At 41.3% G+C, this 26,322-nt stretch carries 16 protein-coding genes and 1 pseudogene; 5 read left to right on the top strand and 12 right to left on the bottom strand.

Translation table 11 applies throughout. The features are described from left to right. Positions 1–139 precede the first annotated feature (139 nt). From ACQ86H_RS19865 to ACQ86H_RS19830, 8 genes are all read right to left on the bottom strand, one after another. Positions 140–2,212 (bottom strand): M16 family metallopeptidase, encoded by a 2,073-nt coding sequence (locus ACQ86H_RS19865; protein ID WP_431292251.1) that lies wholly within the window; start codon positions 2,210–2,212, stop codon positions 140–142. Beyond that, a complete protein-coding gene (locus ACQ86H_RS19860; RefSeq protein ID WP_431292250.1) occupies positions 2,184–2,993 on the bottom strand; it encodes a M16 family metallopeptidase in 810 nt (269 codons plus the stop codon). The genes ACQ86H_RS19865 and ACQ86H_RS19860 overlap by 29 nt, the downstream gene beginning before the upstream one ends. Positions 2,994–3,016: 23 nt before the next feature. After that, positions 3,017–5,959 carry an insulinase family protein gene (locus ACQ86H_RS19855; protein WP_431292249.1) on the bottom strand — a complete coding sequence of 981 codons (2,943 nt, stop codon included), beginning with the start codon at positions 5,957–5,959 and terminating at the stop codon, positions 3,017–3,019. 9 nt (positions 5,960–5,968) lie between these two features. Further along, positions 5,969–7,111 (bottom strand): redoxin domain-containing protein, encoded by a 1,143-nt coding sequence (locus ACQ86H_RS19850; RefSeq protein ID WP_431292248.1) that lies wholly within the window; start codon positions 7,109–7,111, stop codon positions 5,969–5,971. 38 nt (positions 7,112–7,149) lie between these two features. Next, on the bottom strand, positions 7,150–8,595 hold the full coding sequence (locus ACQ86H_RS19845; RefSeq protein ID WP_431292247.1) for a RagB/SusD family nutrient uptake outer membrane protein: 1,446 nt from the start codon (positions 8,593–8,595) through the stop codon (positions 7,150–7,152). A gap of 5 nt (positions 8,596–8,600) precedes the next feature. After that, on the bottom strand, positions 8,601–12,215 hold the full coding sequence (locus ACQ86H_RS19840; RefSeq protein WP_431292246.1) for a SusC/RagA family TonB-linked outer membrane protein: 3,615 nt from the start codon (positions 12,213–12,215) through the stop codon (positions 8,601–8,603). A gap of 360 nt (positions 12,216–12,575) precedes the next feature. Further along, positions 12,576–13,724, bottom strand: coding sequence for a FecR family protein (locus ACQ86H_RS19835; protein WP_138822665.1), 1,149 nt, complete (start codon positions 13,722–13,724; stop codon positions 12,576–12,578). Positions 13,725–13,822: 98 nt separating this feature from the next. Next, positions 13,823–14,419, bottom strand: coding sequence for an RNA polymerase sigma factor (locus tag ACQ86H_RS19830; protein WP_138822667.1), 597 nt, complete (start codon positions 14,417–14,419; stop codon positions 13,823–13,825). 199 nt (positions 14,420–14,618) lie between these two features. On the opposite strand from ACQ86H_RS19830, the gene ACQ86H_RS19825 reads away from it, so the two are divergent. The 5 genes and pseudogenes from ACQ86H_RS19825 to ACQ86H_RS19805 all read left to right on the top strand — a co-directional run bounded on the left by ACQ86H_RS19825 (position 14,619) and on the right by ACQ86H_RS19805 (position 19,418). Beyond that, on the top strand, positions 14,619–14,771 hold the full coding sequence (locus ACQ86H_RS19825) for a PepSY domain-containing protein (protein ID WP_431292245.1): 153 nt from the start codon (positions 14,619–14,621) through the stop codon (positions 14,769–14,771). A gap of 155 nt (positions 14,772–14,926) precedes the next feature. Then, complete coding sequence (locus tag ACQ86H_RS19820) at positions 14,927–15,205, top strand: PepSY domain-containing protein (protein WP_431292244.1); 279 nt, start codon at positions 14,927–14,929, stop codon at positions 15,203–15,205. 495 nt (positions 15,206–15,700) lie between these two features. Continuing rightward, positions 15,701–16,990, top strand: coding sequence for a tetratricopeptide repeat protein (locus ACQ86H_RS19815; protein ID WP_431292243.1), 1,290 nt, complete (start codon positions 15,701–15,703; stop codon positions 16,988–16,990). Beyond that, positions 16,987–17,529 carry a sensor histidine kinase gene (locus tag ACQ86H_RS19810; protein ID WP_431292242.1) on the top strand — a complete coding sequence of 181 codons (543 nt, stop codon included), beginning with the start codon at positions 16,987–16,989 and terminating at the stop codon, positions 17,527–17,529. The genes ACQ86H_RS19815 and ACQ86H_RS19810 overlap by 4 nt, the downstream gene beginning before the upstream one ends. 489 nt (positions 17,530–18,018) lie before the next feature. Beyond that, positions 18,019–19,418 (top strand): annotated as a pseudogene (locus ACQ86H_RS19805) (MFS transporter). A gap of 401 nt (positions 19,419–19,819) precedes the next feature. Here ACQ86H_RS19805 and ACQ86H_RS19800 read toward each other — a convergent pair. The 4 genes from ACQ86H_RS19800 to ACQ86H_RS19785 all read right to left on the bottom strand — a co-directional run bounded on the left by ACQ86H_RS19800 (position 19,820) and on the right by ACQ86H_RS19785 (position 26,305). Then, positions 19,820–21,241 carry a glycoside hydrolase family 32 protein gene (locus ACQ86H_RS19800; RefSeq protein ID WP_431292241.1) on the bottom strand — a complete coding sequence of 474 codons (1,422 nt, stop codon included), beginning with the start codon at positions 21,239–21,241 and terminating at the stop codon, positions 19,820–19,822. 132 nt (positions 21,242–21,373) lie between these two features. After that, on the bottom strand, positions 21,374–23,335 hold the full coding sequence (locus tag ACQ86H_RS19795) for a glycoside hydrolase family 32 protein (RefSeq protein WP_431292240.1): 1,962 nt from the start codon (positions 23,333–23,335) through the stop codon (positions 21,374–21,376). Positions 23,336–23,343: 8 nt separating this feature from the next. Continuing rightward, positions 23,344–24,903: a glycoside hydrolase family 32 protein gene (locus ACQ86H_RS19790; RefSeq protein ID WP_138822681.1), complete on the bottom strand. Its 1,560-nt coding sequence runs from the start codon at positions 24,901–24,903 to the stop codon at positions 23,344–23,346. A 25-nt stretch (positions 24,904–24,928) separates the two neighbouring features. Next, complete coding sequence (locus ACQ86H_RS19785; protein WP_138822683.1) at positions 24,929–26,305, bottom strand: DUF4960 domain-containing protein; 1,377 nt, start codon at positions 26,303–26,305, stop codon at positions 24,929–24,931. Between the last annotated feature and the right edge of the window lie 17 nt (positions 26,306–26,322).

The raw sequence follows: 26,322 nt of genomic DNA, 5'->3' as shown, positions 1-26,322 counted from the left end.
GCCTATGCCAGGGAAAAAATTACATCCTGACGGCGAATTCTCATCGTCAGGAAGGCGGCTAATAGCCAAAAACCTGCTCCAGACTTAATTTAATCACCTTGCCAAATTGCCGCAAATCATCCGTTTTTATATTTTTCTCTTAAGCAATAATACAGTACTTATAAGGTTTTCCAGCTACATGGTCTTTATGAAAAGCTTTGATATCTGCAAAGTTCAGGTGTTTAACACCTTCATATAAGTCGATCCTGGAATCATGGTCCAGTCCTCGCTTTTGATCAGCAAAATAGGCGGATATAATGCGTTCACCTGTAATCCTGTTGGTTTCCAGCCCATTCAATGTATTGTTTTTAGAAACTTCGAAAGATTTATTTACCTCGGGCAGATTGGCCAGCAACTCGTTCATACTTTTAACAGCCTCGTTCATTTTATCTGCCTGGCTTCCCACATAGGCAGTCATAACATTCAACCTGTCTTTTTGGTTGGCGGAAAGGTAAAATGCCTCGGTAGAATAGGCCAGGCCTTTAGATTCCCGGATAGACTGGGGCACTACTGACTCTATTCCCCCACCGAAATAACTGTTGAACAACTCTATTTTTGGCTGCAATTTCGGATCGTAATTTTCACTGTTGCGAAACCAGGAAACTTCAGCTTGTACCATATCGTAATCGACAAAGTAAACCTCATTCGTATCGGTTGGAATAGGCATGTATTTTTTGGCGATAGGTTCGGTAAGAAACGTTTTTGGCAAATGGTGAAGTTTACCTAAACCGGGCGTAAGCCCAGCCATCGTCTCCGGACCGAAATAGGTAATGGTGTGTTTGTAATTACTGAAATTGTGCAACAGGGATAGCAATTGCGCTGAGCTGATGTTTCGGATTTCATTGCTACCCAGTATGGTATTAAATGGATTTTTCGGTCCATATTGGGCATAGCTGTTGAGCCCTGCCTGTATATAATCCTTATCAGACTTGTTATTGTCCCTATCCTGTAAGATGCCATTTTTTAGTTCAGTTAAGGCCTGCTCATCGGCTTTACAGCCCGCAAAGATTTCTTCAACCAAACTTACAGCCCGACCAAAATTTTCCTGCAGGCCGCTGATTTTAATGCTGGCATTTTCGGCCCCGATAGTAAAGCTATAATTGCAGGCAATGGTATAAAATTGCCGTTTAATCTCTTCTGCACTATATTTATCTGTACCCAGGTATGAAAGGTATTGTGCTGCATAACTCAACAGGGGTAAATTCCAGCTGCCAATCTCAAATTTATAGGTTAAACTAAAAAGGCTGTTGTCTTTATTTTGTACAGTAACTACATCCGCTATACCGTCTTTGCCAAAATTAAGGTCTTTTTTGTAATCCAGAAATTCGGGCAGGATGGGTTTAATAGGTAGGGTTAGCAGTGTTTTAGCAAAGTCTGAAGAAGCCAGTGCATTTGTTTTTACAGGCGTTATCTGTGGTTTCTCCACCTTTATTATACTCTTATCTGCGCCCTGGTGCTTATAGGTTACTATATAATTATTGCGAAAAAATTGTTTTGCAAAATCTGTAACCTGCTTTTTGGTGATATGGGCCATGGCATCCAGGCTACCCAAAGTATTGTCCCAATTAACGCCCCTGCTCAGGATGAACTCGCGCATAATGGCATTAACCCGGAAGCGATTCTGGCTTGATTCTTTCAACAAATCCAGCTTTTTATTGGCTACCGTGGCCCGGATTAGGCTTTCATCAAAATCGCCATTTTTGAGCAAATTAATTTGATCCAGCAACAACGTTTTGGCCTGGTCTAATGTCTGGCCCTTTTTAGGCCGGGCAGATAAACCAAAAACCCCATAGTCTTTCATCTGTTGGTAGCCACCATCAGCATACTGAACTTTTTGTTGCTGATTCAGGTTGATGTCTCCCAGGCCAGCTTTTCCGTTAAACAGAATACTGGAAATAAGGGATAGGATTCTACTTTCGCCTGTAGCCTGGGCAGCTCCGCGGTAGGAGATTTTTACCCATTCAGCACTCGGACCATATACATCCACCTGTTCAATTTTTGTTATTGGTTTTTCGGCTGCAGGATTGTACAGTTCCAATGGTTTCGGTTGCATGTAGGCGAATGAACGGTCTATTTCCTTGATGAGTTCATCGGAAACAAAATCACCGGCAAAAACCAATAGCATATTGTTAGGAACATAATACTTATTGTAATATTTCCTGATTTCTACCAATGATGGATTTTTTAAATGTGCTATGGTGCCGATAGTCGTTTGCTGCCCATAAATTATGTGTAGGAAATAATTTTGCAGCGGTTTGCTCTTCAATCTTTCTGTCATCATCGTCCAGTCCTCTATTCTTTTCTTCATATACAGCCTCCAGTTCAGTATGAAAAAGGCGGAATACCGGATTGCGGAAACGTTCCGCCTGCAAAGCCAGGAACTGATCGATGGCATTGGACGCAAAATCCTCATCATAAACGGTTTCCTCGTTCCAGGTGTGTGCATTGCTGGATTTCCCACCAATGGATTTCATCATTTTTCCGTACTCACCAGCAATGGAATAATTGGAAGCTTCGCCGGAGACCTGGTCGATTTTCGTATAAATTGCTTTGCGTTTTAGCGGGTCTGTTGTATGACGATACTGTTCATATAATATCTCTATGCTATCGAGCAATGGTTTTTCCTTTGCGTAATTCAGCGTTCCAAACTTATCGGTACCTTTAAAGAGCAGGTGTTCCAGGTAATGCGCCAGGCCGGTAGCATTATTAGGATCTGTATTGCTGCCTGCCCTTACGGCAAGTCTGAATTCAACAACCGGCGCTTTGGTATTTTGCGACAACACCACGGTGAGGCCATTCTTTAAGGTATAAAAACGTGACTGGGTCGGATCATTGCTTACATACTTATACGTATAACCGCCGGAAGTGGCCGTTTTCCATTGATACATGTTTTGGGCCATTAAGCTTAAAAATGCCGTTTGCAGGCTCGCCAACAACAGTAATTTGAATTTCATGGGCGTGATTATTTTTTTGAATTTTAATAGCCAAAAATCTGTTTCAGACTTAATTTCATTACCGGACCAGCTTTTTGCAGCGCTTCCGTTTTTACATTCTTCTCCGAAGCAACGATGCAGTAGTAGTATGGCTTATCTGCAATTTTTTGCTCATGGAATGCTTTAATGGCTGAGAAGTTTAAAACTTTTAAACCCTCGTATTGGTCGATCCTCGAATCATGGTCGATACCCAATTGCTGATCTCTAAAGTATGCCCTGATGATCTCCTCTTTATTAATGCGCTCAGTTGCTATTTCATTTAACGCGTTGGCTTTGGCAAGTTCAAAAGCGTGATCTTCTTTCGGCAAATTGTTCAGCAATTCGTTCATACTATTAATGGCATAACCCATTTTATCGGCCTGGCAGGTGAGGTAGGCAAACATGGTATATTCTTTAGCTTTTTTCTTAGGCGATGAATATAGTGCACCGGTTGAATAGGCCAAAGCCTTAGAACCCCTGATGGTTTGGAACACGACCGAACTCATACCCTGGCCGAAATAACTGTTGAATAAATTGATCTTTGCGGCCTGGCCAGGATCGTAAGGCCCGCCATTATTGCGCACCCAACATACCTCTGCCTGTACCATGTCGTACGGCGCAAAATAAACCTGATTTTTAGCTGCTGTGGTATACGTAAATTTTTTAGCCGGAGGATCTGCCAGGAACTGATTGGGCAAATGATGAAGTTCTCTAATATTATTTGTAAAATCGGCCAGCGGCTTTGGTCCGTAATAGGTGATGGTATGCTTGTATTTATAAAAGTTATGCAATATCGAGAGCAGTTCTGCTGATGAAATGTTTTGTATTTCCTCATTGCCCAGGTTATTGTTAAATGGATTGTCCGGACCATACTGCGCATAAATGCTGATGCCCCTTAAGATATCTTCTTTCCTTAATTTGCTGTTCTCCCGCTCCTTGATAATGCCATTTTTAAGTTCAGCCAACGCCTGATCATTAGATTTACAATTTGCAAAAATATGTTCTACCAGGTTTACGGCTTTATCAAAATTCTCTTGTAAACCGCTAATGGAAATGGAGGCGCCTTCATTTTCTACAGAAAAATTATAATCGCAGGCAATTTGATAAAACTGCCGCTTTATCTCTTCTGAGGTATACCTATCCGTATTTAAAAAATTAAGGTACTGTGCAGCATAAGGCAGAAGCTTCAGGTTCCAGCTGCCCACATCAAATTTGTAAGACAAGCTAAACAGGCCATTCTCTGTATTTTGAACCGTAACCACATCAGCTATTCCTACCTTAGATAAATTCAAATCTTTTTTATAATCTAAAAATCTGGGCGCGATTGGTTTTAGGGGCATCGCATAAAGCTTTTTCGCAAATGCAGATACTGCCGAAGGATTCGTATTGATTGGCGTGATTTCTGGCTTTTCAACTTTGATGGTTTCTTTATCTTCACCCTGGCGTTTATAGGCGACTACGTAATTGTCATTGAAGAATTTGTTGGCAAATTCTACGATTTCCTTTTTGGTAATTTTACCCATCGCCTCCGGCATGTTTAAGGTTTCATCCCAGTTTTCGCAACGGTTTAAAACGAACTCCTTAACAATTGTATTCACACGCATGCCGTTATCGTCAAATTCATAAAGCGAATTCAGCTTGTTATTGGCAACAATTGCTTTGATCAGACTTTCGTCGAAATTACCTTGTTTAAGTTGCTCAATCTGCTCCAGCAATAATTTTTGAGCCTCTTCCAGGCTTTGACCTTGTTTAGGGCTTGCATACAAACTGAACACGCCATAATCTTTCATCTGATAATAATTTGCACCCGAACTTTGCACCTTTTGCTGCTGGTTCAAATTTACGTCCGTAAGACCAGCTTTGTCGTTTGACATAATACTGGAAATGAGTTTAAGCAACATGCTTTCCCTTGTATTTTGAGCATAGCCTCTGTAAGATATCTTAACATTTTCCTTATTCGGACCATAAACAACGATCTGTTGAACTTTAGTCAATGGCTTTTCAGGCGCCGGGTTATATAGCTGCAGTGGTTTTGCCTTCATATAGGAAAAAGCACGATCAACTTTCCTGATCATTTCATCCGGATTGAAATCGCCGGCAAAGGCAAGGACCATGTTATTCGGGACATAATACTTGTTATAATATGCCCTGATGGCCACTAATGATGGGTTTTTCAAATGCGCTATGGTACCGATTACGGTTTGCTGTCCATAATTGTGGGTAGGAAACAACGCAGCTAAAACTTTTTCATCAGTCTTTATATTATCATCGTCCAAAAGGCTATTTTTTTCTTCATAAACGGCCTCGAGTTCGGTATGAAAAAGACGGAATACCGGGCTTCGGAACCGTTCTGCCTGTAAAGCCAGGAACTGATCTACGGCATTGGAGGGAAAGTCTTCGTTATAATCTGTTCCCTCATAAAGCGTATGTGCATTGGTGGTTTTGCCACCGATTGATTTCATCATCCGGTCGTATTCATTGGCAATTGCGTAGTTGGAAGCCTCATTTGAGATCTTGTCAATTTTCGCATACATCGCCTTCCGTTTTACCGGGTCTACCGTTCGCCTGTACTGTTCAAATAACTTCTCAATTTCATCAAGAAGCGGTTTTTCTTTTGCATAATTTAGGGTACCGAATTTATCGGTACCCTTAAAAAGTAAATGTTCAAGATAATGTGCCAAACCGGTCGTATTTTTCGGGTCGGTATTGCTCCCCGCCCTTACAGCCAACCTGAATTCGATCACCGGATGCTGCGCATTTTGTGACAAGACCACAGTGAGCCCATTCTTAAGGGTGTAAAAGCGGGATTTTGTGGGATCATCAGTTACATATTTGTAGGTATAACTACCGGAAGCAGCAGTTTTCCATTGATGGTTTGGTTGTGCCACTAAAGCTGTTTGCGTAAACAGCAGCGTAACGAAGACCACTAATTGACATTTCTTAAGCATCAGTTTTCTTTAATTAAAGATTTTATCCAGTTCCATTTGTAGTTCTTCACCTCTAAGGTTTTTTGCTACAATCTTTCCATTCGGGTCTAAAAGAAGGTTTTGGGGAACTGAGGTTATCCCATACAACCTGGCCACGGAATTTTTCCAGCCTTTTAAATCACTCAACTGAATCCAGGGTAAGCCATCTGCTTCAATTGCTTTTAGCCATGGCTCTTTTTTATCATCCAGGGAAATGGAAATAATCTCAAAATTCTTGTCTTTAAATTTTTTATAAGCCTTTACTACTGTTGGGTTTTCTTCCCGGCAAGGTGCGCACCAGCTGGCCCAAAAATCGACTAAAACATATTTCCCTCTTAATGAAGATAAGGTTACGGGCTTTCCTTCGGTATTGTTCTGGGTAAAATCCAGTGCCTGCTGCCCAATGCCTGTTTTTTCGGCCATGGCCAATTTAACCTGCAAATTCTTGCCCATGGCCGTGTTTTTCATTCTGGGGCTCAAAAGTTTCAAATCACGTTTTAGCTTTGCCAGTTCAACCGCGCCGTCATTCCTTTCATTAATCAAATCAAGGCTTACATAAGAGTCGGGATGATGCTGGATAAAAGCATTTTGTATCTTACCAATTTCGCTATATAAGAGCTGTAGTTGGGGCGCAAATTCATTCGGAGCGTCTTCACTACTCTCATTCTTTTTGTTTCTGAAACTACGCATCACTTGCTCATTCAAAACCATCTGCTTTGCTTCCAGCGATTTTAACCGGGATTTTAAAATCAGGTAATCCGATTGCGCGGGTCCGCCCTTAATTGTGGCGTTACCTATTTGCGTACCTACAATGCTGATGTTCGTGTTTTCTAAAAAGAATGTCTGATAATTTCTGGCATAGAAGTCATCGTTATCTGCCGTTTCTTTATTTTTTTCGGTCGGTTTTAAATTGAGGTATGCTTTTACAACAGCATTCACTTTGCCTTTAAATGAGAAAGAACCATTCCTGACAATGGCCGAATCTCTCACTTCCTGTCTGGTAGTCCGATATTCCAGCATCACTTTCTGACCATCATACTTAGCTGGAATTTTTCCTTTAATGGAAAAGCCGGTTTGCGCGTTTACAGAAAAGGCGGCCAGGCCAATTACTGCAGTAACTAGTATTTTTAACATGTTTTTTGAATTATTTAGAAAAAAATTGTGATGTCCATTTAAGGGTTGTTTTCCATACCCGGATTCTCATTGATTACTTTTTGAGGAAACCGGAGTGTAAAACGATTTGGCTTTAAGGTAAATGTCTTACTAACTGTACCTGTTGCCGAGTATAATGTGTGGGTATAGACATTTGAACTAAAGAGTGGATCTACTGAAAGCCTTCTCATGTCGAACCATCGGTAACCCATGGCCGAAAATTCTCTGATGCGCTCATCAAGGATATATTTCAACAAGGGCAGCTGCTGATTGGCAACAGAAGCTGGTACTTCATAGCTATCTGAGGGCAATCTTCTGATACGCAGGTATTCCAAATCCGTTTTCGCGCCAGATAAATCGTTGGTACGTGCCTTACATTCTGCACTCAGAAGATACAAATCCGGAATAACCACCCCAAATTGAATGGTGCCAGGGCTGGTTCTTCTGAGAAAGCCCTGAGGGTATTCAGGACCGAAGACGGCATTTGACGAATAAAAATTCAGCCTTAAATCTGAAGATTGATACAAATCAACCGTCTTTTTATCGAGTACAAGTGCATTTCCAAAAGGTCCGTCGTTATAACATTGTTTTCCATATATATTTTCCTGAATTCCATCCAGGTTTGGATATGGAACCCCGAAGTCATCAATTGGGGTAAATTGTCCGCCCGGCGCAAAGGTTACATTATAATCATAAAGTCCCACCGGTATGGATGCATTGGCCAAACCTTGTATCGATGCATTTAAATGGGGTATGGCATCTGAAAATTTGCCCATATACACATATACCTTACCTAAAATTCCTTCAGCAGCAGGTCTCGACATCCGGATGCGGGAGCTTACTTTCTGAGGCAGGTTAGGAATAGCACTAACCAGGTCGTTAATAATAAAATCATACACTTCTTTTACGCTTGCCCTTGTAAATTTTGTTTGCGTTACATCGGGTGCGGTTACAATCGGGAAACCCGGATCGCTGGAAGATGTCGTGGCATTATAGGGTTTGCCGAAATAATTAATCAATAGGAAATAGGTCCACGCTCTACCCGCCATGGCTTCAGCCTTGATAGACGATTTTTGTAGTTCGGTTCCATCTGTGGCATTGGGCAATTCGGTAATAATTTTGTTGTAGGTATAAATATTTTTCAATGGGGCAGAAAGTTCGCCGGCATCTTCATTAGGTTCATAAACTACATCGTCCCAGCGGAACAAGCGCTGAGTTCTTAAATCCTTTCCACTGTAATAAGGTTCAATTGCAGCCATTTCATCGCCCAAAGTGATCTGCGCATTTGAGGAGATTTGATTCACCAGGTCCAGGTTATTGAGCAGCAAATTATAATCTGACACTTTTTGCGCAATCAGCTTGCCTTTCGGAGTCACTTCCAGAAAGGACTTTTTACAGGAGAAAAAAACGGTCGAAAGCAAGGCAAACACAACCGCGGTTTTTATATTTTTAGATATCTGTTTCATGTTTATTAGAATTTTACGTTCAAACCAAATGATACGGAGCCCTGATTAATCCGCAGATTCCTGAAGGCTAAACTGGCTTCCTGGAATTCAGGATCAATACCATCTTTATTTGCTTTCCATAACATCACGTTAGAAACCTGGGCTCGCAAAGTAACCTGATCGGCTTTCAGCTTTTTAATCCATAAGGAAGGCAGGCTGTAAGAAAGCGTAATGTCACGCATTTTAATGTAAGATGCACTCACCACGTTAATGTCTGCACGGCTGTAATAAGTAACGTCTCTGCGACTTTGAGCATCAGATGAATTGGCATCATACGATGGGACGTTGGTAAACTTTTCATCCCCGGGATTTATCCAGCGATCGGCAAAGTCTGCCAGCAGGTTACCGGTTTTAAACCCAAACCCTGTTCCTGCTTCATTTACATGCGTAATTCTTCCCGAAAAGGATTCGGTTACATCTTTTCGCATCACATGGCCCAAACTGTATACGATGTTTGCACTTAAACTTAAGCCGCCATAAGTGAATACGTTAGATAAGCCACCGTTCCAAACCGGTTGGTAAGTGCCCATAAATTTTACATCTTCTGGCTTCCCCACGTAAGGCGCCTTAGTTACTGTTCCATCAGCCAGCCTGATCTGAGGATCACCCATGTTATCCAGGCCAGCATATTCATAAGCAAAAATTGCAAATGCAGGATAACCAGCTACATAATTCTGGCCTATTCTATCATACGCAGAGGTAGTAGGGTATTGTTGGTTTAAACTGGTAATGGTATTTTTATTGTAGGCAATATTTAATGAAGTAGACCAGCTTAAACGCCCCCTGAGGTTTGAGCTGTTGATGCTCAGCTCTATGCCTTTATTCTGTAAATCGCCCAGGTTGCCGATAATATTCGGGTAACCGGTAAATGTATTGGTAGGCAGATTGCCCAGTAGATTGGAGGTTTTCTTTTGATAGGCATCTAATGAACCACTGATTCGATTGTTTAAAAGCGCAAAATCCAGCCCGAGGTTGATTGTTCTGGTACTTTCCCAGGTTAGTTTTGGATTGGAAGCTGTAGAAATAACCAATCCGGTTCCGCCTGGTAACCAGGAATTTTCATAACCCTGCAGAATATCATAAGAAGAAGCTGTGCCAGGAGAGGGTGCATTCCCGGTTAACCCATACGTTGCCCTGAGGGCTAAAGAATTTAACCAGGTTACTGCCGATATGAATTTTTCACCTGTAACCAGCCATTTACCACCCACACTCCAAACCGGTTTATTCTGTGCCGATTTATCCAGGCCAAACAGGTTACTCTTATCCATACGCAGGCTTCCGTTGATCGAATATTTCTGGTTATAGGTGTAGGCTACGTTTGAATAATAGGAAGAAAACCTGCTTCGGAATTCTCCCTGGGTAAAATAATCACTAGTCAAAAGACTACCAAAATAATCGTTGGGCATCACCGTTCCGGAGATGCCGCTCCTGGAAAGGGTTGCATAGTCGACCGGAACAGAAGTAAGCAGTTTATCATCATAACCCCTCACCTTACTACCGTTTGTAGCACTCAACTGCTCCTGAGCCTCCTGTCCAATTAATACGTTTAGCTGGTGCATATTTTCATTCCAGCTGTTGCTGTAATTCAACTGGTTCCTGATGGTCCAATCCTGCTGACTGGTATTGCCTACCGAATAAATACCGCCTGTGCTTGGCAAATAATAAATTGGTGTATCGTCTATGGTTGGTGCAACTGTAAACTGGGCAAGTTCACTCCTGACTTTATAACTTCTTGCATCATCATAAATTTCAGATTTGCTACTGCCTTTATTATAGCTGTAGGTACCCTCAAATTTTAAACCTTTAACCAGGTTTACATTCAGGCCCAAAATGTTACGGCTGAAGAAGTTATTGTTTTTGGTTGAGCCATAATTAAATTCATCAAGCGGATTGTAATCCAGGTTGATGCGGCTCCTGTTTTGAAAATCAGTCCTCACATCTTCGCTAAGCAATTGCATGTAAGGCATGGAAATATTTTTGCCTGCAGCATCCTGAAACAATTGATAGGGATAAAATTTATTATTGACATCAATAGTCCGCATGGCGCTGCTGATGTTGTTGTTTAAATCGGTAATTAAACTTAGCTGAACACGTTTGCCTAGCGAGAATTCCTGGCGCACGTTTATTTTATAAGTATTGTCTTTTTCGCCCGGCCGGTTGCTTGTGGTGTTGGTATAAGCAGCAGAGCCATAGAAGGCATAATTGGTACTGCCGCCGGATAAGGTAACCGTATGGTTCATCAGGGAAGCATTTCGGTACCAAAGATCCTTAATCTGCTGGCGATTATCGATATTAGCGAGGCTATCAAGGCTTGCGGCAGCCTGGCCTGCAGAGATCAGTCCACGATATTTATTATATAAAATCACTTCATGCGGGGCAACACCGGTAGCCATAGGCGCATACGCCGTTACTGATTCCCATGGATTTAGTACCGGATCAAAATATTGAGTAGCTGCATCGATAAACTGCCTGCTATTTAAGGTAGGCAAATAATTCAGATCAGGCTTGCCCTGGATGTTGATGAAGGCATCGTAAGTGATCCTTATACGATCGCCTTTAACGCCTTTTTTAGTGGTAATGACGATGACCCCGTTGGATGCCCTGGCGCCCCAGATGGAAGCAGCGGTTGCATCTTTTAATACCGTAACATCGGCCACATCCTGCGGATTGATGGTCGATACGTCATTCAACGGAATACCATCTACTACGAATAAAGGGTTTCTATTGGTGCCAACATAGGCATCATTGGTCTGGTTAGCATTGCCCGGAATACCAATAGTTGATAAACCACGAATTAAAAACGGGCTTTGACGGGCTCCGGGTGAATTGTTTACGGTTAAACCCGGTACTAATCCATCCAGGCGTTGCAGGATATTCATACTACCGGTACGGGCACTTACTGTGGCCATGTTGGGTTTCGCAAATGAGCCGGCACTACGCTCTTTTGAAATGGTTTGATAACCGGTATTTACGGTAACATTAACTTCAGTCAGGCTTTTAGACTCAACTTCCAGTCGTATCACGCCCATATTTTCTGCGGCTTTGACGTATTTAGGTTTATACCCCACATAGGAGAAAATAAGGTAAGCATTTTCATCTATGCGTTTTATTGTAAATTCTCCTTCGGTATCAGTCAAAGCTGCAACGGTTAGATCTTTAAAAGCAAGCATCGGGTTGTCAATACTATGAATATCACCCTGATTACGTGGAAATCCTGCGGATATCGTAACACCAGAAACTGGAATTCCTTTTTCGTCTACCACTGATCCGGTAACGGTAATACTGGAGAAATAAGTGGAAAGGCCATCTATAACAGATGTCCGTTTCTTTTCTTTTAGTGTGATGATCTTCCCCTCAATGGAATACTCCACATCTAATCCTCTAAGCACTGCTGACAGGGCATTGTCTAAACTTTCGTTAGTTAGACTGACATTGACCTTTTGATTTTGGGAAAGTTTATTGAAGTCATAATAAAAGTCAAATCCGCTCTGCTTTCTGATCTCCTTAAGAACGGCAGAAAGCGGTGCATTGGTTTTATTTAGTGTAATGCGCTGGCCAAATGTCGCGGCGCTGACCTGCATGAGGCTTGCTATTAATATAACGGTGGTTAAGCGCATAGTTAACAGGATTTTATGGTATAGCCTTTTAGGTATACCAAATTTTTTAGTAGAAATTTGATACATTTACGTTTAGTTTGGTTGTAGCAGTGTGCTTTCCGTCGTCGAAAACTATCGGCATGCTGCTGTTAGGAGTTGATTTCTTAATAAATTTGCCAAACACAGACCAGGAGTAGCTATACTTCTGGTTTGCTTATTCCTTTAATTTTGCCGTCGTAAAAATAGTTTCATGTTTGTTTGGGTTTGAAAACGGTTGAACATTCTTTCTATATCGTTCTTACCGCTTGGTTAACAGTTGGTTGATTTTTTATTTTTATGATAGCGTTATTTAGTGATATAGATTTTCTTTCCTTTTATCCTGAAATGTACCTGACCCGAAGCTTCAATGGATTTTAATACCGCAGATAACGAATTTTTCCTTGAAACCCAGCCGCCAGAGCGGATGTTATCTGAAATGGCTTCATCATAAATAACCTCCACGTTATACCACCTGGCGATTTTACGCATGGCTATTTTAAATTCCACGCCATCAAGATTGAAATCGCCATTTTTCCAATCGATGCTGCTGTCCACATCAACCTGGCTAACTTTGATGGTCTTCCCATCGTTTACAGATTGTTCCCCCGGTTTCAGCATTTGTTCCACTTTTCCAGTCCTCACTTTTACCGATCCCTGAATCAAAGTTGTTGCTACCGCAGGTTCATCGCCATAGCTGTTGATGTTAAAATGGGTTCCCAGAACTTCTACTTCCTGTTTTTCTGTTTTTACGATAAATGGATGCTTTTTGTCCTTGTAAACTTCAAAATAACCTTCACCACGAAGGATAACCACACGGCGTCCATTTTCAACCAAGGAGGTGGCGTAGGTTAAACTTGAGGCGGCATTTAAATAAACCATGGAGCCGTCTGGTAAACGAACCTGGTAGGTTTCTCCGTTAGCGGTAGATAATGTGTTTTTTGTTCCGGAAGAAGAAGTCCCGTTTTTGATTTCATACAGGAGGCTACCGTTTGAAGATTTGGTAATGGTAACGCCTGCCTCTTGTGCAAGCTCGCCGCTGGCAGCGCCCGCCAGTTGGATTTTCTTGCCGTTGGCCAAAGTTAGTGTTGCCCCAACAGTACCGGGAGCGACATCATGCGCAACCGATCGGGTATCGGTCATATCGGTTCGCTGATTACGTTTAAAAAAGTAAACTGCTAAAAATACAATAACAACAGAGGCTGCAACAGTAAGAATACGCGGCCAAAGATTGGCGTGTTTTGCGCCTGCCCTGTCGATTTGTTCCATCAGGTCTTCCCAACTCTTCTTGCCAATTCCATGGATACGCGCAGCATGGGAATCAGAAACATCTTTTTCTGACATTCTTGCCGAAGCTTTCATATAGGACTGCTCAAGCAAATTTCTTTCCTCGTAAGTAGCTTCTTCCGAAAGATACTTATCAATTAAATGGTTTAGGTCTTGTTTGGAATCTTCCATAGTCTGGTTCTAATTACAAGACGCAAATATTTAATCCAGGGGGACATTTATAATAAAGATTATTTAACAGGAAATTAACACCACAGAATTCGTCGCTTTTAAATCCGGTGATGAATTACTGAAATCAATGCCATAGAGATTCCGGCATAATTTCCAAGCTTCACTTTTAAAATCTTAATTGACCTGTGAATTTGCTTTTTAACGGCTTCTTCACTCATATTCAACTTCATGGCAATCTCTTTATTGGTAAGAAATTCCTTCCTGCTCAGGTTAAATACTTCTTTCATCTTTTTGGGCAGTTGTTCAATTTCCAGATCAATCAACCGGATTAATTCCCGTTCGTCGATGTGTTCGACCGTTGCATTATCCAATTGATTGAGTTCCGCCAGGAGAATGTCAACAAAATCGGGATTCGCCTTTTTCTTGCGTATTAGACTAAAAATTCTGTTCCGCACAGCGATAAAAAGATAGCCTTTTAAATTTGTTTTGATTTCTAACTGACCTGCTTTTTCCCAGATAGAGAAAAAGGTGTCCTGAACCAAATCTTTTGCTTCATCCTCGTTTCCCAAAATTTTAAAAGCATGTAGATAAAGTAGGTGCCAGTTTCGCTGGTAAATCTCAGTAAATGCCAGTTTATCGCGTTGCTTTAATAAAAGAAGCAATTCTTCATCAACAAGTTCACCGTAATTGTACATTTCATTTACACCCACGCTTAATTCGATTGGCTTTTATTCTTTGATGATGGTTTTAGAATACGAGTAGTTTAAAGGTAAACAATATCCGTATTCAATAATAACTAAATATTTCGAAATGGCAAATTGGAGCCGGTGATGATTCCGGTTATCTAATAGTACCCTATGTGCTAGGCGGGTCTGGTTTTGGTTTAAGTGGAAAATGAATACTGGTTTAAAACGTAAAAACTATGATTTCCACAATATTCTTGGTTTCTACATGATGAGCCTGGGTTTGGTCATTGCCCTAACCGGAATAATGTGGGCATTTCCGATACTGGATAGGGGGAATGCAGCAGATACTAAATCTGAGTGAAAGTTCAGACAAGACAAAAGTAGCCATGGTGCATGCTTTGCCTGAAAAATCTAAAAGTACAGGTTTAGACCTTATTTTTAAGGAGATAAAAAAAATATCCTACAGCTAAATCCTACCATTTTTATTTTCCGGCTAAGCGGATATCAATAGTAACGGTGCTTGCCAGCTATGATCAAACTTTTAAAACGGTTACGAACCGTTATGATGTGCTTTCCGGACAATTGTTAGAGACCAGCAGATTTGAAGACGATCGTATTGGAGAGAAATTCAGTGCGATGAACTATGATATCCATACTGGAAATGTTCTGGGTTTACCCGGTAAAATACTTGCTTTTCTGGGCTCAATGATTTCTGCATCTTTACCATTAACTGGTTTTTTAATCTGGTACAACAGAAAAAAAGCAAAAGAATTTAGCTTTCAGGTGAGGGGATAGCAGCACTTATTGTGTTGGGAAAACAAATTCTGAATGGGTTGTGACCTCAACTATGCGTTTCTGGAGTCATTTCCTCTTTAATTGCAGCTCAGACAAAAAAAATATATACTGTACCACGCTGCCACTGGCACACTCCAAAAAAGGTCATCATTATAAGGGGGAACGACGGAGCAATCTATTATGCTGGTGACGCTTGCTATAAAGATTGCTACCCCATAAATCGGCGCAGGCTTTCGGCCGAAATAGCCTTCTTATAATGACGATCCCTCTGGCAGATTTATTTCCATTGCCTGGATTTGGGGGAGATTCTTCTTATTTTTTTAATTGAATGGAAAAAGATGTAGATTAACGGCTGGATAAGACTTACATTTATTTTCCAGATATGAGAGCCGGTTGTTTATTTCTATTTTTCTTTTTTGGCTCTTTTTTCAGCTTTGCCGCTAAGCGTGAAAAAAACCTGATATCTCACCTGCAGATACGGTAAAGGTTGCTGAATTGCTCAAAAACGGCAGAAAGTATGAACAGTCTGCTCCTTCGATCGCGTTCAGTTTTGTTTCCAGGGCTTTTGTTATTTCTAAAAATTCTGGTTATATTTTGGGAGAAGCGAGAGCAAGTGCTCAGTTAGCTTCCATAAACGTTGTCTATAATTCGTTAGTCCAGGCTACAGCTTATGCCAAACAGGCGCTTGCACTTTACAAAACACTGGGAAATGGTTACAAACTGGAACTAGCAGGTGCTTACCTGAATCTGGGTATTTATCAGGGTAAGGAGAAACTGTATGCATCAGCGCTTAAAGACATCCATGCAGGTTTATCAATTTACCAGGGAATGAAATATCAGAATGGTATTTTTTTATGTTATAAAAATTTAGGGTTCATTTATCAACTTGCCGGGCGCCCTCATCTGGCACTTACTTATTATTTGAAGGCTAAAACACTCAATAAAAAGGCATCAGTAGATACTTCCTACTTATCTCTTCTTGAACATTTAGGCAATACCTATATCCTGTTGGATAGTGATGAGCGGGCTTTGCAGGTCTTTAAGGAAGGAATTGATAAGAGCGGGGAGGAGTCTTCTCATGCCAAGCATCATTTAAGTTTGCTCCGGGCTACAGGGCGTTTACACGAAAAGCTGGGCAATGAGGATAAAGCAATTGGCTACCATAAACTTGCCTTGTCCAAATCCATTGCTTCGGGAAAGCCTGAAGAGCAGGCGCGTTCCCTGATGGCACTTGCAGATTTATTCAGGAATAAAAATTCAGAGCAAAGTATTATTCATTTGAATAAAGCATTGGGTATTGCCCGCCAACTAGGTAATAAAGCCCTGGCGGCAGAGATTTATCAAACACTTACCGAAATTTACAGGCAACAAAATCGTTTTGAAGAGGCTTTAATGGCCTTGAAAGCCCATCACGGTTTGCTTGATACCTTGATCCAGATAAATAAAATTAGTCAGAACGAAATTGCGCGCAGTAATTTATCCATTCAAACTTTTAAAATTGAGAATGAACGTCTGCTGCTTGAAAATAAGAAAAGAACGCTCGAAAGGAATGCAGGTGGGGTTATGCTGATTGTGATTTTTCTGGTGCTGATCTTCATAGGATATCATTTTTACCTGATGCGCAAACTCAATCGTAAGCTTTATATTTCTAACCGGATTAAGGATAAGCTATTTTCTATTATTGGTCACGATCTTAGAAATCCTATTGGTGGAATCAGTACGATGCTGAGTATATTAGAAAAAAGGATCTGGACCCTAAAATATTACATCGTATTTCAGGGATGAAGAAGAAAAGTGATTTGGCGCTTGAAATTCTTTCCGCTCTCTTACAGTGGGGACAAGCGCAGCTTCAGGGAATTAAGGTAAATACGTGTAGTTTTGAGGCGAACAAAATTATTAAGAAAAACCTGGAGTTTTTAAGTCATCTATTTACTGAAAAGGAAATCGTTGTTGTAAATAATGTTTCTGATGAAATAGCTGTTTCTGCAGATGCTGATCATTTTGACTTCATCATTCGCAATCTCTTGAGTAATGCGATTAAATTTAGTTACCCGGCCAGTCATATTACAATAAATGTGAAAGATTTGGATGCGGGATTGCTGTTATTTTCTGTGGAGGACAATGGGGTAGGGATGTCTGAAAAACAGCTTTTGGATTTTAAGGATGGGGGACTTGAATCGAGTTATGGCACAAATGGCGAAAAAGGTACAGGTCTTGGATTGATGTTGGTTAAGGAGTATGTGAAGGCGAATGGCGGGGAGATCCGGATTGAAAGCCAGCAAGAGCGCGGGAGCAAGTTTTATTTTTGTCTGAACAGAGCCTAAATGCCTGGATAAAAAAATGGTACCGCGTGCCCTCATAAGGCAAATGCAATGAAGCACCGCGGTCGTCATTCTGAGCATAATAGAAGACTTCTTGGGATTGATAAATCGCAAATAAATACCCTTAAACTGCACGACCATTGCAAATTCCAAATAGAAAAATCGTCATCCCGACCGGAGCAACGCGGAGTGGAGAGATCTTTGAACTATATTAAAGGATTTTGCTTAGCAGCGCCTTCGGGTTCTCTACTGCGGTCGAAAGGACGATTTATATTAATATAGGTCACTAATATTTATTTTTATAATAAATTAACCTTCAGGATGACATCTTTTTGCGATTTATCCCTTAACTGTCATTTTCATTAATGTTAGTTCCCTGGCGGATATTTTTGTCTTTATTTTACCGTAAAGGTTATAGTGAAGCTTAATCACATCAGGACTAAATTAAGCAGGAAAGATGGCTTAGCCGGAATAACCGTATAAAATTGAACTATGATTCAGAATTTATCTGTCAAAGAAATAGAAACAACCAAAAAGGTCTTGCCTATGATATTGGCTACTGCAATTTTTATGCAGATGCTTGATTCAACAGTCCTGAATACTTCTCTTCCGGCCATTGCGAAAGATTTGAATGAATCTCCGCTCAACATGCAAAACGCAATCATTGGTTATGTACTCACCCTGGCTGTTTTTATGCCGGTTAGTGGTTTTCTCTCAGATAAATTCGGTACCAAAAAGATATTTATTTTTGCCCTTGCACTCTTTAGTGTGGGATCTCTTTTTTGCTCACTCTCCGGCAGTCTGACACAATTGGTCATTTCCAGAATGATACAAGGGGTAGGTGGAAGTCTGATGACTCCGGTTGGGAAACTGGCTTTGGTGAAGACCTTTCCAAAAAGGATTTATTGAAGGCTATAAATTTCGCTATCATCCCCGCCCTCATCGGGCCGGTACTGGGCCCCCTGGTTGGGGGTTACATGGTAGATTATCTCTCCTGGCACTGGATATTTCTGATCAACATCCCCATGGGACTGGCGGGCATTTTTCTGAGCTTACGGTATATGCCAGACTATCGTTCGCCAGTAATTGATTTCGATTTAAGGGGCTTTCTCATTTTTGCCGCAGCTTCATTGTTGCTTTCCATCTCCCTTGAATTATTTGGAAATGCACTTTATATTACACCTGCCCTTACCATTCTGTTATTTGGTATCGTGATGTTGTATTTCTATTACCGGCATGCTACGACTGATAATAACCCTATTTTCCCCATGAACCTGTTTAAGGTCAGAACGTTCAGGGTCGGGATACTTGGGAATCTGGCAACACGGCTGGGCATCAGTTCGATACCGCTATTATTGCCAATGATGATTCAGATAGCCTATGGCCAGTCTGCTGTAATCTCTGGCTGGATAGTGGCTCCAATGGCGCTAACGGCAATTCTTGCTAAATCTATGGTGATAAAAATTCTGAATAAATTTGGTTACAGAACCACATTGATGGCGAACACCTTTATCATTGGCGTTTTGATCTGCTTTATGGCTATACCTGCAACTGGAGCGTCCATCTATTATTATGTACCCATTATTGCCATACTGGGATTTTTCAACTCTATACAGTTCACCGCGATGAACACCATTTCGATTGCAGATTTGCGTGAATATCATACCAGCAGTGGCAATTCATTGATTTCAGTGAATCAGCAGCTGGCTATTGGATTTGGTGTTGCCTTTGGGCTGATTGTGCTGAAGGCATTCAGGGGAGATGTAAAACTGATACATGATGACATCCATTATGCGTTCAGGTACACTTTTCTGGTAGTAGGCATTTTGACAATTCTATCCGGTTTTGTCTTTAGAAGACTGCATTTCAAGGACGGTGAGAATTTGAAATAAGTCGATAATAGCAGGGACCTGTTTAAGTCTTGGCTGAGTAAGCATTTATTTATGATAGCTATCTATTTAAAAGTTCTGGCGTAAACTCCGTTCATCAGCTAAATCATAATTTGAAATGTCAATCCTGAGGCTTAATTTATATCATAAAAATCAATATGAATGTACAGATGGATAATGAAGGTGATTAGTCTTGAAAATATCGTCATTTCGACCGCAGTGGAGAAATCTTTTAACATAGTTCAAAGATTTCTCCACTTCGCTGCGCTTCAGTCGAAATGACGGCGATTTTTTAAATCTGTCAATGGTAGCCTGTCGAAGGACTCGTAAAAAGGTTCTTAAAAGTATTTCGACAGGCTCAATATGACAGATCTTAATAAAAATTAATAATTATGATAAAGCTTTTAATTAGCGTGTTCAATTGTAGATACTTTTACCATTGGAACATCAATTTTCTGCAGACTTTTTATTTCCAGTAGAGTGTTTTTCTGGATTGGAAAAAATACTTCAGTCATTGCAGTAAGTCCATCATCTGCAAACAGTTCTACAGATGCGGCGTCAATAAAAACGATTATTTTTTTATAATCTGCATTTGAAATCCTTGGTGAGAAATGCTTTTTAGCGAAATTTTTCTCAAATGCACCATTACCTGCATTACTGCGGTCAATAAAATAGCCTTTGTTCTGTTCGAAACCGATAATAAGCCGCTGGTTTTTCCCATCTCCAAGTTCAAGGCTGAAGTCGCCCGGACTATTAACCTGCATCTCAACCCTGGTGCCTTTTCCTTCTATTAAACCTATTGAAAGATCTAACGAATTAATTCCAGTCAATCCTTTGCGTTCAAATACAACCTTTTCTAATTTCGACAATTCAGTAACAGGAGTTGAAGTAAGATAAATCTCTTCACCAACTTTTTTAAGTGTTAAATCGCGGGGTAGGGTAGTAGCGCCACGCCAGGCCTTCGTTGGTACCACGTTGGCATAGTTCCAGTTGTTCATCCATCCCATCAGCACTTTTCTTGTTCCGGTATTGGAAAAAGTAACACCCGCATAATTGTCAGTACCATAGTCCATCCATTTTTGCTTTTCAGAAGCTGGTTTAAAAAATTTTCCATCAAAATCACCTGTAAAATACTGCGTGGCTGAACCACCATTTGGTCCGCCCGGATTGATGCTGACCAGGAGTACCCAATGTGTTTTACCATTAAGTTCGAGCGGGAATAAGTCAGGACATTCCCAAACACCACCATGGGCACCCAGCTTTTCGCCAAATTCGCTTTCCTTGGCCCATTTCTTTAAATCAGGAGAGGAATAAAATGTAATCCGGTCTTTAGTGGCTAAGGTCATAATCCATTTTCCGGTAGCCGCATGCCACATTACTTTGGGATCTCTGAAATCCCAGATCCCCGGATTGGGGAGAACAGGATTTCCAGCGTACTTTGTCCAGGTTTTACCCTCATCAGTACTGTAAGCCAGGCTTTGATATTGGTGAAGTCCCGTCTTCTGATCTTCAATTTTCTTGTTGTGATGAGTAAAGATTGCGACCATGGCATTTTTACCAAATCCCGCCGTATTATCCTTATCTATTACTGCACTTCCAGAGAATATTGTGCCCAGGCTATCCGGATATAGCGCTATCGGCTGCTCTTCCCAGTGAATCATATCCTTGCTTATTGCATGCGCCCAGTGCATAGGGCCCCAAACGGTAGAATCGGGATTATACTGAAAAAATAAATGGTATTTTTCATTCAGATAAACCATTCCATTTGGATCGTTCATCCAATGCGCTTTGGGTGTAAAGTGGTATTTCGGGCGATAGGGTTCCATATCTGTACTTTTTTGTTGTACCATCCTCGTCGACGTGCATCCATAAAAAAAGATGCAATGAGTAAACCAAGGTATAAATTTCTTTTTATTGACATTTCTGTAAGTTTAAAATAGGTTCAAAATTATTAGCGCTTACCATATACTTTTGAGTTTCCATGCCTGGATATTTAATTTTGTGTTTCCACCCTCAGAAAAAGTTTCCAGACCGGTTTGAGTGTCAGCAGCAAATGTTGTAGCACTTAATACTTTTTCTCCACCATTTGCGAATATTTCAATCGAGGAACGATCGATAAAGATATGTAAACGAAGGCTGCCTTTATCCAAAGCTAAGGGTACAGCATACTTTTTTGCAAACGATTTTGTAAAAGCTGTATCGGTAACGAAGTTGGTACAGTTGCGACGGTCTAAAGTAAGTTCACCAAGCTGCGGATCATACCTGAGTTCTAATTTTCTGCCTTCACCAACGAACAGGTTCAATCCAAATGCCTTAGCGGTTCCGGGGGTAAATGTGGCATCAAGTTCATAAGAATTTACGTCGGGCTTAAAGTTTTTTATAGATTGAACACCTTTTAGCTGTAACTGTTGACGAATACCGCTGTCGCGAAGTTGGGCGAGCTGCGGTATCGGCTGCTGAAAAACCCTCCATCCGTATGGTGTCTCTCTCAAAGTCATCACCCTGGGAATAGATTGAAACCCCTTTCCCCATTTGGATGGCGCCTTGCGTGCATAGTCCCAGTTCCCCATCCAGCCAATGGCATGAACGGTGTCGGTCAGGCCATTTTTGTTGTCGTAGTCCCGCCAGGTTCTGGTGGCATAATAATCCGGTCCGTCATCCAGCCACAAAGCGTGTTCAAGGTGTTGATTGCTTAACTGATCAGAAAACAGGATATGATCAATAGCAATGAATCCGTTAGTTGTATCTCTATTCAAATCTACAAGCTCCAGCTGTGCTTTTTTACCTATCCAGGGGCGTACATCCCATCCGTTCCATTTAAAAACCCTGGTATTATCACCATGAGCTGTCCTCACTACCTTGCCATCTACCAAAAGATTTATACAAGTACTATCCTGGTGATTTCCGCCCATCAGCAAAAAATTAATGGCTTTAGTGCTTATGGTGAAAGTCTGGGATTTTGACCTTACAACTGCTGTAGAAACATTTGCAGTACTGAGGTAATGCTTACCTAAATAATCAGTCATACCAGATACTTTGTTTTCATGCCCTTCCGGAAACTTCGGCCATTTTGGGTTTTTGCCTTCGAAATCTTCAAAAACAGCCCCCTTAATACCTTGTCCAAAACTAAGGTAATCTGCGAGTTTTTTATCTGTTACAAAAGCCTTTCCGTTAAAATTGCCCACAAAATACTGTACCCGATTCGGACCTCTTCCAACGATTAGCATCCATTTCTTCTTATTGCTTCCTTCAATCGGAAGCTCGAAAAGGTCAGGACATTCCCAGAATGAGTTTTTTGCACCCAAGCCTTCAAAGCTGCTGCAAAATGCCCAGTTTTTGAGATCTGATGACTGATAGATATGAATCTGCTGGACATCAGGCCTGGAAACGACCATTTTCCAGCTTTTATCCTGCTCATACCAGAAAACCTGCGGATCCCTGAAAAACACTTTATTGATATCCAAAATCGGATTCCCCTGGTAATAGTCAAAACTTTGCCCCTCATTATTACTGATGGAAATAGCCTGTGTTTCAGGAAGTGAATCACCGGGAAGGTGTTTGGTATAGAAAGCGATCATACTATTCTTTCCAAAACCGCTAGTGTTCATTTTATCTACGACCACCGACCCGCTGAAGTAAGAAAATCCCATTCCTTCTTTCATAGGTCTTGGCATTTCCTGCCAATGAACCAGATCCTTCGAAACCGCATGGCCCCACCAAAAAAGGTGGTAAGTATTATTATAATGAACAAGTCCATCCGGGTCGCCCATCCATCCTTTTGCAGGACTGAAATGATACATAGGTCGGTATTCCTGTGCTTTTCTATCGATTTCCTGGCCTTTTACAGTGCCGCTCAACAATAAAAACAGTCCTAGTACATACCGCAAATCAAAACCATAACTAGATCTATTGCTCATCATCTTGATTGTTAGTGGGTTGATATTTTCAAATTAGTAACTTTTAGTTCTAAACCATTAGCAGTTAGCGACCATGGCATTCCTTTTGCACTATAGCTTCTATTTGTTAAAGCAACCTGGTCATTAAGATAGAGGACGATAATCGATCCATCCACGATAATACTAAAGTCGTATGTTTTCCCCTGTTCGAAAACAAACGGAACACGGGTAACTTCCTGGCCATTATTATAGGCGGCAATACGTTTTGATGCCGGTTCGAACCTGATCTGGTAGGATCCGCTAAGATCAGTTTTTGCATTAAAGTTTAAGGAGGCTGTTCCGTTAAGATTGCTTAAAGCTAGTTTTCCTTTAACCATAGTTGTTCCGTTAAGCGCTGCAAACCGGTAGCCTGAAGATGAAGAGGTGCTGGTTAGGGTATAGCTACCAGCCGATCCGCTAACGGAGCCGCTCTGAGCGCTCACGGTAGCATCTGCATCTTTACTAAAATAACTTTTTACGCTATTTGGGGCTTTCACCGCAAGCTTATCGTTGCCTAGCTTAGTAATTTGCTGGCTGATGAGGTTTCCTCCCCAGGTGCGAACACCATTGTCATTTTCCGGATTGCGGCGGTGTGCCCAGCCGAAGGCATAACGTTCAGTACCATTACTTGCTGTTTTACCAGCATAAAACTGATGCCCGTCAAACATATCCATTCCGTCTGCTGGTTTGAACCATGGTCCCGCTGAAGACGATGCAACTCTGTAATGCGTTCCCGGGCTTGTGCTCCAATCTTCTGCAAAAAGCATAAAATACTTGTCATCAATTTTGAAAACGTCTGCACATTCGAGCATCAGGTAATCACCTTCAACAGAAAGAGGGCCTCTTAATTGCCAGTTATCACTTGCCGGATCGGTGCTGGTGTAAACCAGAATTACACCTTTTCCATCTTTCTGAGCACTCACCATCATCCAGTAGGCAGAAAACTCGGTATTGTAGAATACATAAGGATCTCTAAAGTCTGTTGTTGCATAACCGTCTGGCGCTTTTAGCGCAAAACCAGGCTTCTTTGTCCAGCCTGTAGTTGTGCTGCTGGTAGCATACATAATTGCTTCGCGGGTATTGGCTGAAACCAATGCGCTGTTGGTATTTTGTAACCAGCTGTTGTTTGCATTAAAACCTGTATAGTAAAAGTAATTGGTGTTTCCAGCTTTTACCATAGAGCCTGTGCCAATGAGGTTATCTTGTGTAGATTTATTGCCGTAAGGAATCATCTCGCCATCATAGCTGAAATCTAGCAGGTTTTTAGAACTCAGCTTGTGGATGGCATGCTGACCAGCGCTGCTTTGCTTCACCTGATCCGGGTCGTCGTGGAGAAAAAACAGTTCAAACTGCCCGTTCACATAGCTGGGCATCACATCGCCAACCCAACCTGTTGACTGGCCTGTAGTGGAATTCGGGCTTATTTGTGGTTTCGGGAAAATGTTAAATTTCTCTTCACTAAAAGGCTCGGCCGGGGCGTATGTTTTTTCTTTGGTGCAAGACAGGAAAAGCGAAATCGCCATTCCTGCTAATAATATTCTTTTCAATGCCATATCATGTCATTATTTGATTGTGAATTTATTTTTTTAGATAGTCGATCGCATTTTTAGTGAGTCTGCGAATGTTGGTAATAAACCTGTTGCTGGTTGAGGCACCATTTTGAGGTTCAGAATACCAGTCATAAGCACCAAAAGTGATAATCACTACATTTCCGGGGCCATTTGCCTGTGGCCATTCAGCAATGCCAACGCGGCCGTCAAGGTTATCGTCCCATGCTTCAGATGCCAGGTTTATGCCACCTGTTTGCTGACGCCATCCTGCACCGTTCATGTAGCCTCCCCAATCTGGAAGAAACCACCAGGCTGTATGGTTTAGCCTGAATGTTCCTTTTTGCAAAAGATTCGCCTTTCCGGTTTCATAAGTCTCTAAACCCTGAAAGAGGGGATGAGATTCCTTACCTTTAAAAGAGATACCCCAATCGCTGCCATTTTCGATGAAGCCGTTTGGTAGAAAGTCGCCAAAAACATTATTTGGCCCCTTACCTGCCGGCACTATGCCTAATGCTTCAACGTACCTGCCGGCGAAAGATGTTAATAGCAAACTTCCACCTGCATTACGGTAGGCTTTCAGTGCATTCAAACTGGCCGCACTGGTTGCCTGAGCAGGGAGATCTTGTGCAGAATCGTAATGCCACCAGATTACTTTATAGTTAGACAGACGTTTTCCGGTTTCCAGTGCACCAAATGAAATATAGTCTGCAGTAGGGTAGGTGGCAAAAAACCAGTCACTTGCTGCTTTTTCATCCGGATTAGTTATTGTAGATCTTGAACTTGCTGTACCTAAAAATGCATACTCACTCACAGAATTGCTGATAAAGGTGACCTGGTAACTTGTTGTAAAATTGCCCTTGGTGAAAGTGTAGGTTACCGGTTGATTGAAATTCTGTGCTGTGCCACTCAGCGGACTAACCACAATATCTGCTTCTGCTTCTATGGTTGGTTTAATTCCGGCTAAATCTGTTCCGTCGGGAAGGATTAACGTTGCGGTACGGTTATCGTGATTTATCGATGCCTTTAAGCTGCCTACAGAGACGCTTTTGAGCGGAGGAATAATTTTTACCGTTGTGGAATAATCTTTGAAAAGATTTCCATTCACTACCCTGAAATCTACGGCACCAGTAAAATTAATGGGCTTATCAAAATTCATGGAACTTGTTGCGCCATCTGGCATTTCCACCTTAGGCATCAGATTTGAAATATCCGTGCCAAAAGGAACACTAACGCTTATCGCACCTGTTTTTTGGTCGATGGTTGCAGCAATACCGTTAATTGAATAAGAGACCAGTTGTACCTGGCTGTCAAGTTTAAAATCATTGTTCTTATCCTTTTTGCAGCCTATAAATGTTAAGACTACAGCAAAAGCTAAAAATGCTTTCAATATTTGCTTTAATTTCATTATCTGTAATTTAAAGG

The sequence above is a fragment of the Pedobacter sp. P26 genome, assembly GCF_050632135.1.
Classification (GTDB): Bacteria; Bacteroidota; Bacteroidia; order Sphingobacteriales; family Sphingobacteriaceae; genus Pedobacter.
The sequence above is the reverse complement of the archived record's forward strand: the minus strand, read 5'-3'. Positions and strand labels throughout refer to the sequence as shown.

What these genes read in the sequence shown, in the direction of transcription:
- ACQ86H_RS19845 (WP_431292247.1), bottom strand. Translation starts at nt 8,595, where the DNA reads ATGAAACAGATATCTAAAAATATAAAAACCGCGGTTGTGTTTGCCTTG.
- ACQ86H_RS19860 (WP_431292250.1), bottom strand. Translation starts at nt 2,993, where the DNA reads ATGAAATTCAAATTACTGTTGTTGGCGAGCCTGCAAACGGCATTTTTA.
- ACQ86H_RS19835 (WP_138822665.1), bottom strand. Translation starts at nt 13,724, where the DNA reads ATGGAAGATTCCAAACAAGACCTAAACCATTTAATTGATAAGTATCTT.
- ACQ86H_RS19790 (WP_138822681.1), bottom strand. Translation starts at nt 24,903, where the DNA reads ATGGCATTGAAAAGAATATTATTAGCAGGAATGGCGATTTCGCTTTTC.
- ACQ86H_RS19830 (WP_138822667.1), bottom strand. Translation starts at nt 14,419, where the DNA reads ATGTACAATTACGGTGAACTTGTTGATGAAGAATTGCTTCTTTTATTA.
- ACQ86H_RS19855 (WP_431292249.1), bottom strand. Translation starts at nt 5,959, where the DNA reads ATGCTTAAGAAATGTCAATTAGTGGTCTTCGTTACGCTGCTGTTTACG.
- ACQ86H_RS19825 (WP_431292245.1), top strand. Translation starts at nt 14,619, where the DNA reads ATGAATACTGGTTTAAAACGTAAAAACTATGATTTCCACAATATTCTT.
- ACQ86H_RS19810 (WP_431292242.1), top strand. Translation starts at nt 16,987, where the DNA reads ATGAAGAAGAAAAGTGATTTGGCGCTTGAAATTCTTTCCGCTCTCTTA.
- ACQ86H_RS19785 (WP_138822683.1), bottom strand. Translation starts at nt 26,305, where the DNA reads ATGAAATTAAAGCAAATATTGAAAGCATTTTTAGCTTTTGCTGTAGTC.
- ACQ86H_RS19795 (WP_431292240.1), bottom strand. Translation starts at nt 23,335, where the DNA reads ATGATGAGCAATAGATCTAGTTATGGTTTTGATTTGCGGTATGTACTA.
- ACQ86H_RS19850 (WP_431292248.1), bottom strand. Translation starts at nt 7,111, where the DNA reads ATGTTAAAAATACTAGTTACTGCAGTAATTGGCCTGGCCGCCTTTTCT.
- ACQ86H_RS19840 (WP_431292246.1), bottom strand. Translation starts at nt 12,215, where the DNA reads ATGCAGGTCAGCGCCGCGACATTTGGCCAGCGCATTACACTAAATAAA.
- ACQ86H_RS19800 (WP_431292241.1), bottom strand. Translation starts at nt 21,241, where the DNA reads ATGGAACCCTATCGCCCGAAATACCACTTTACACCCAAAGCGCATTGG.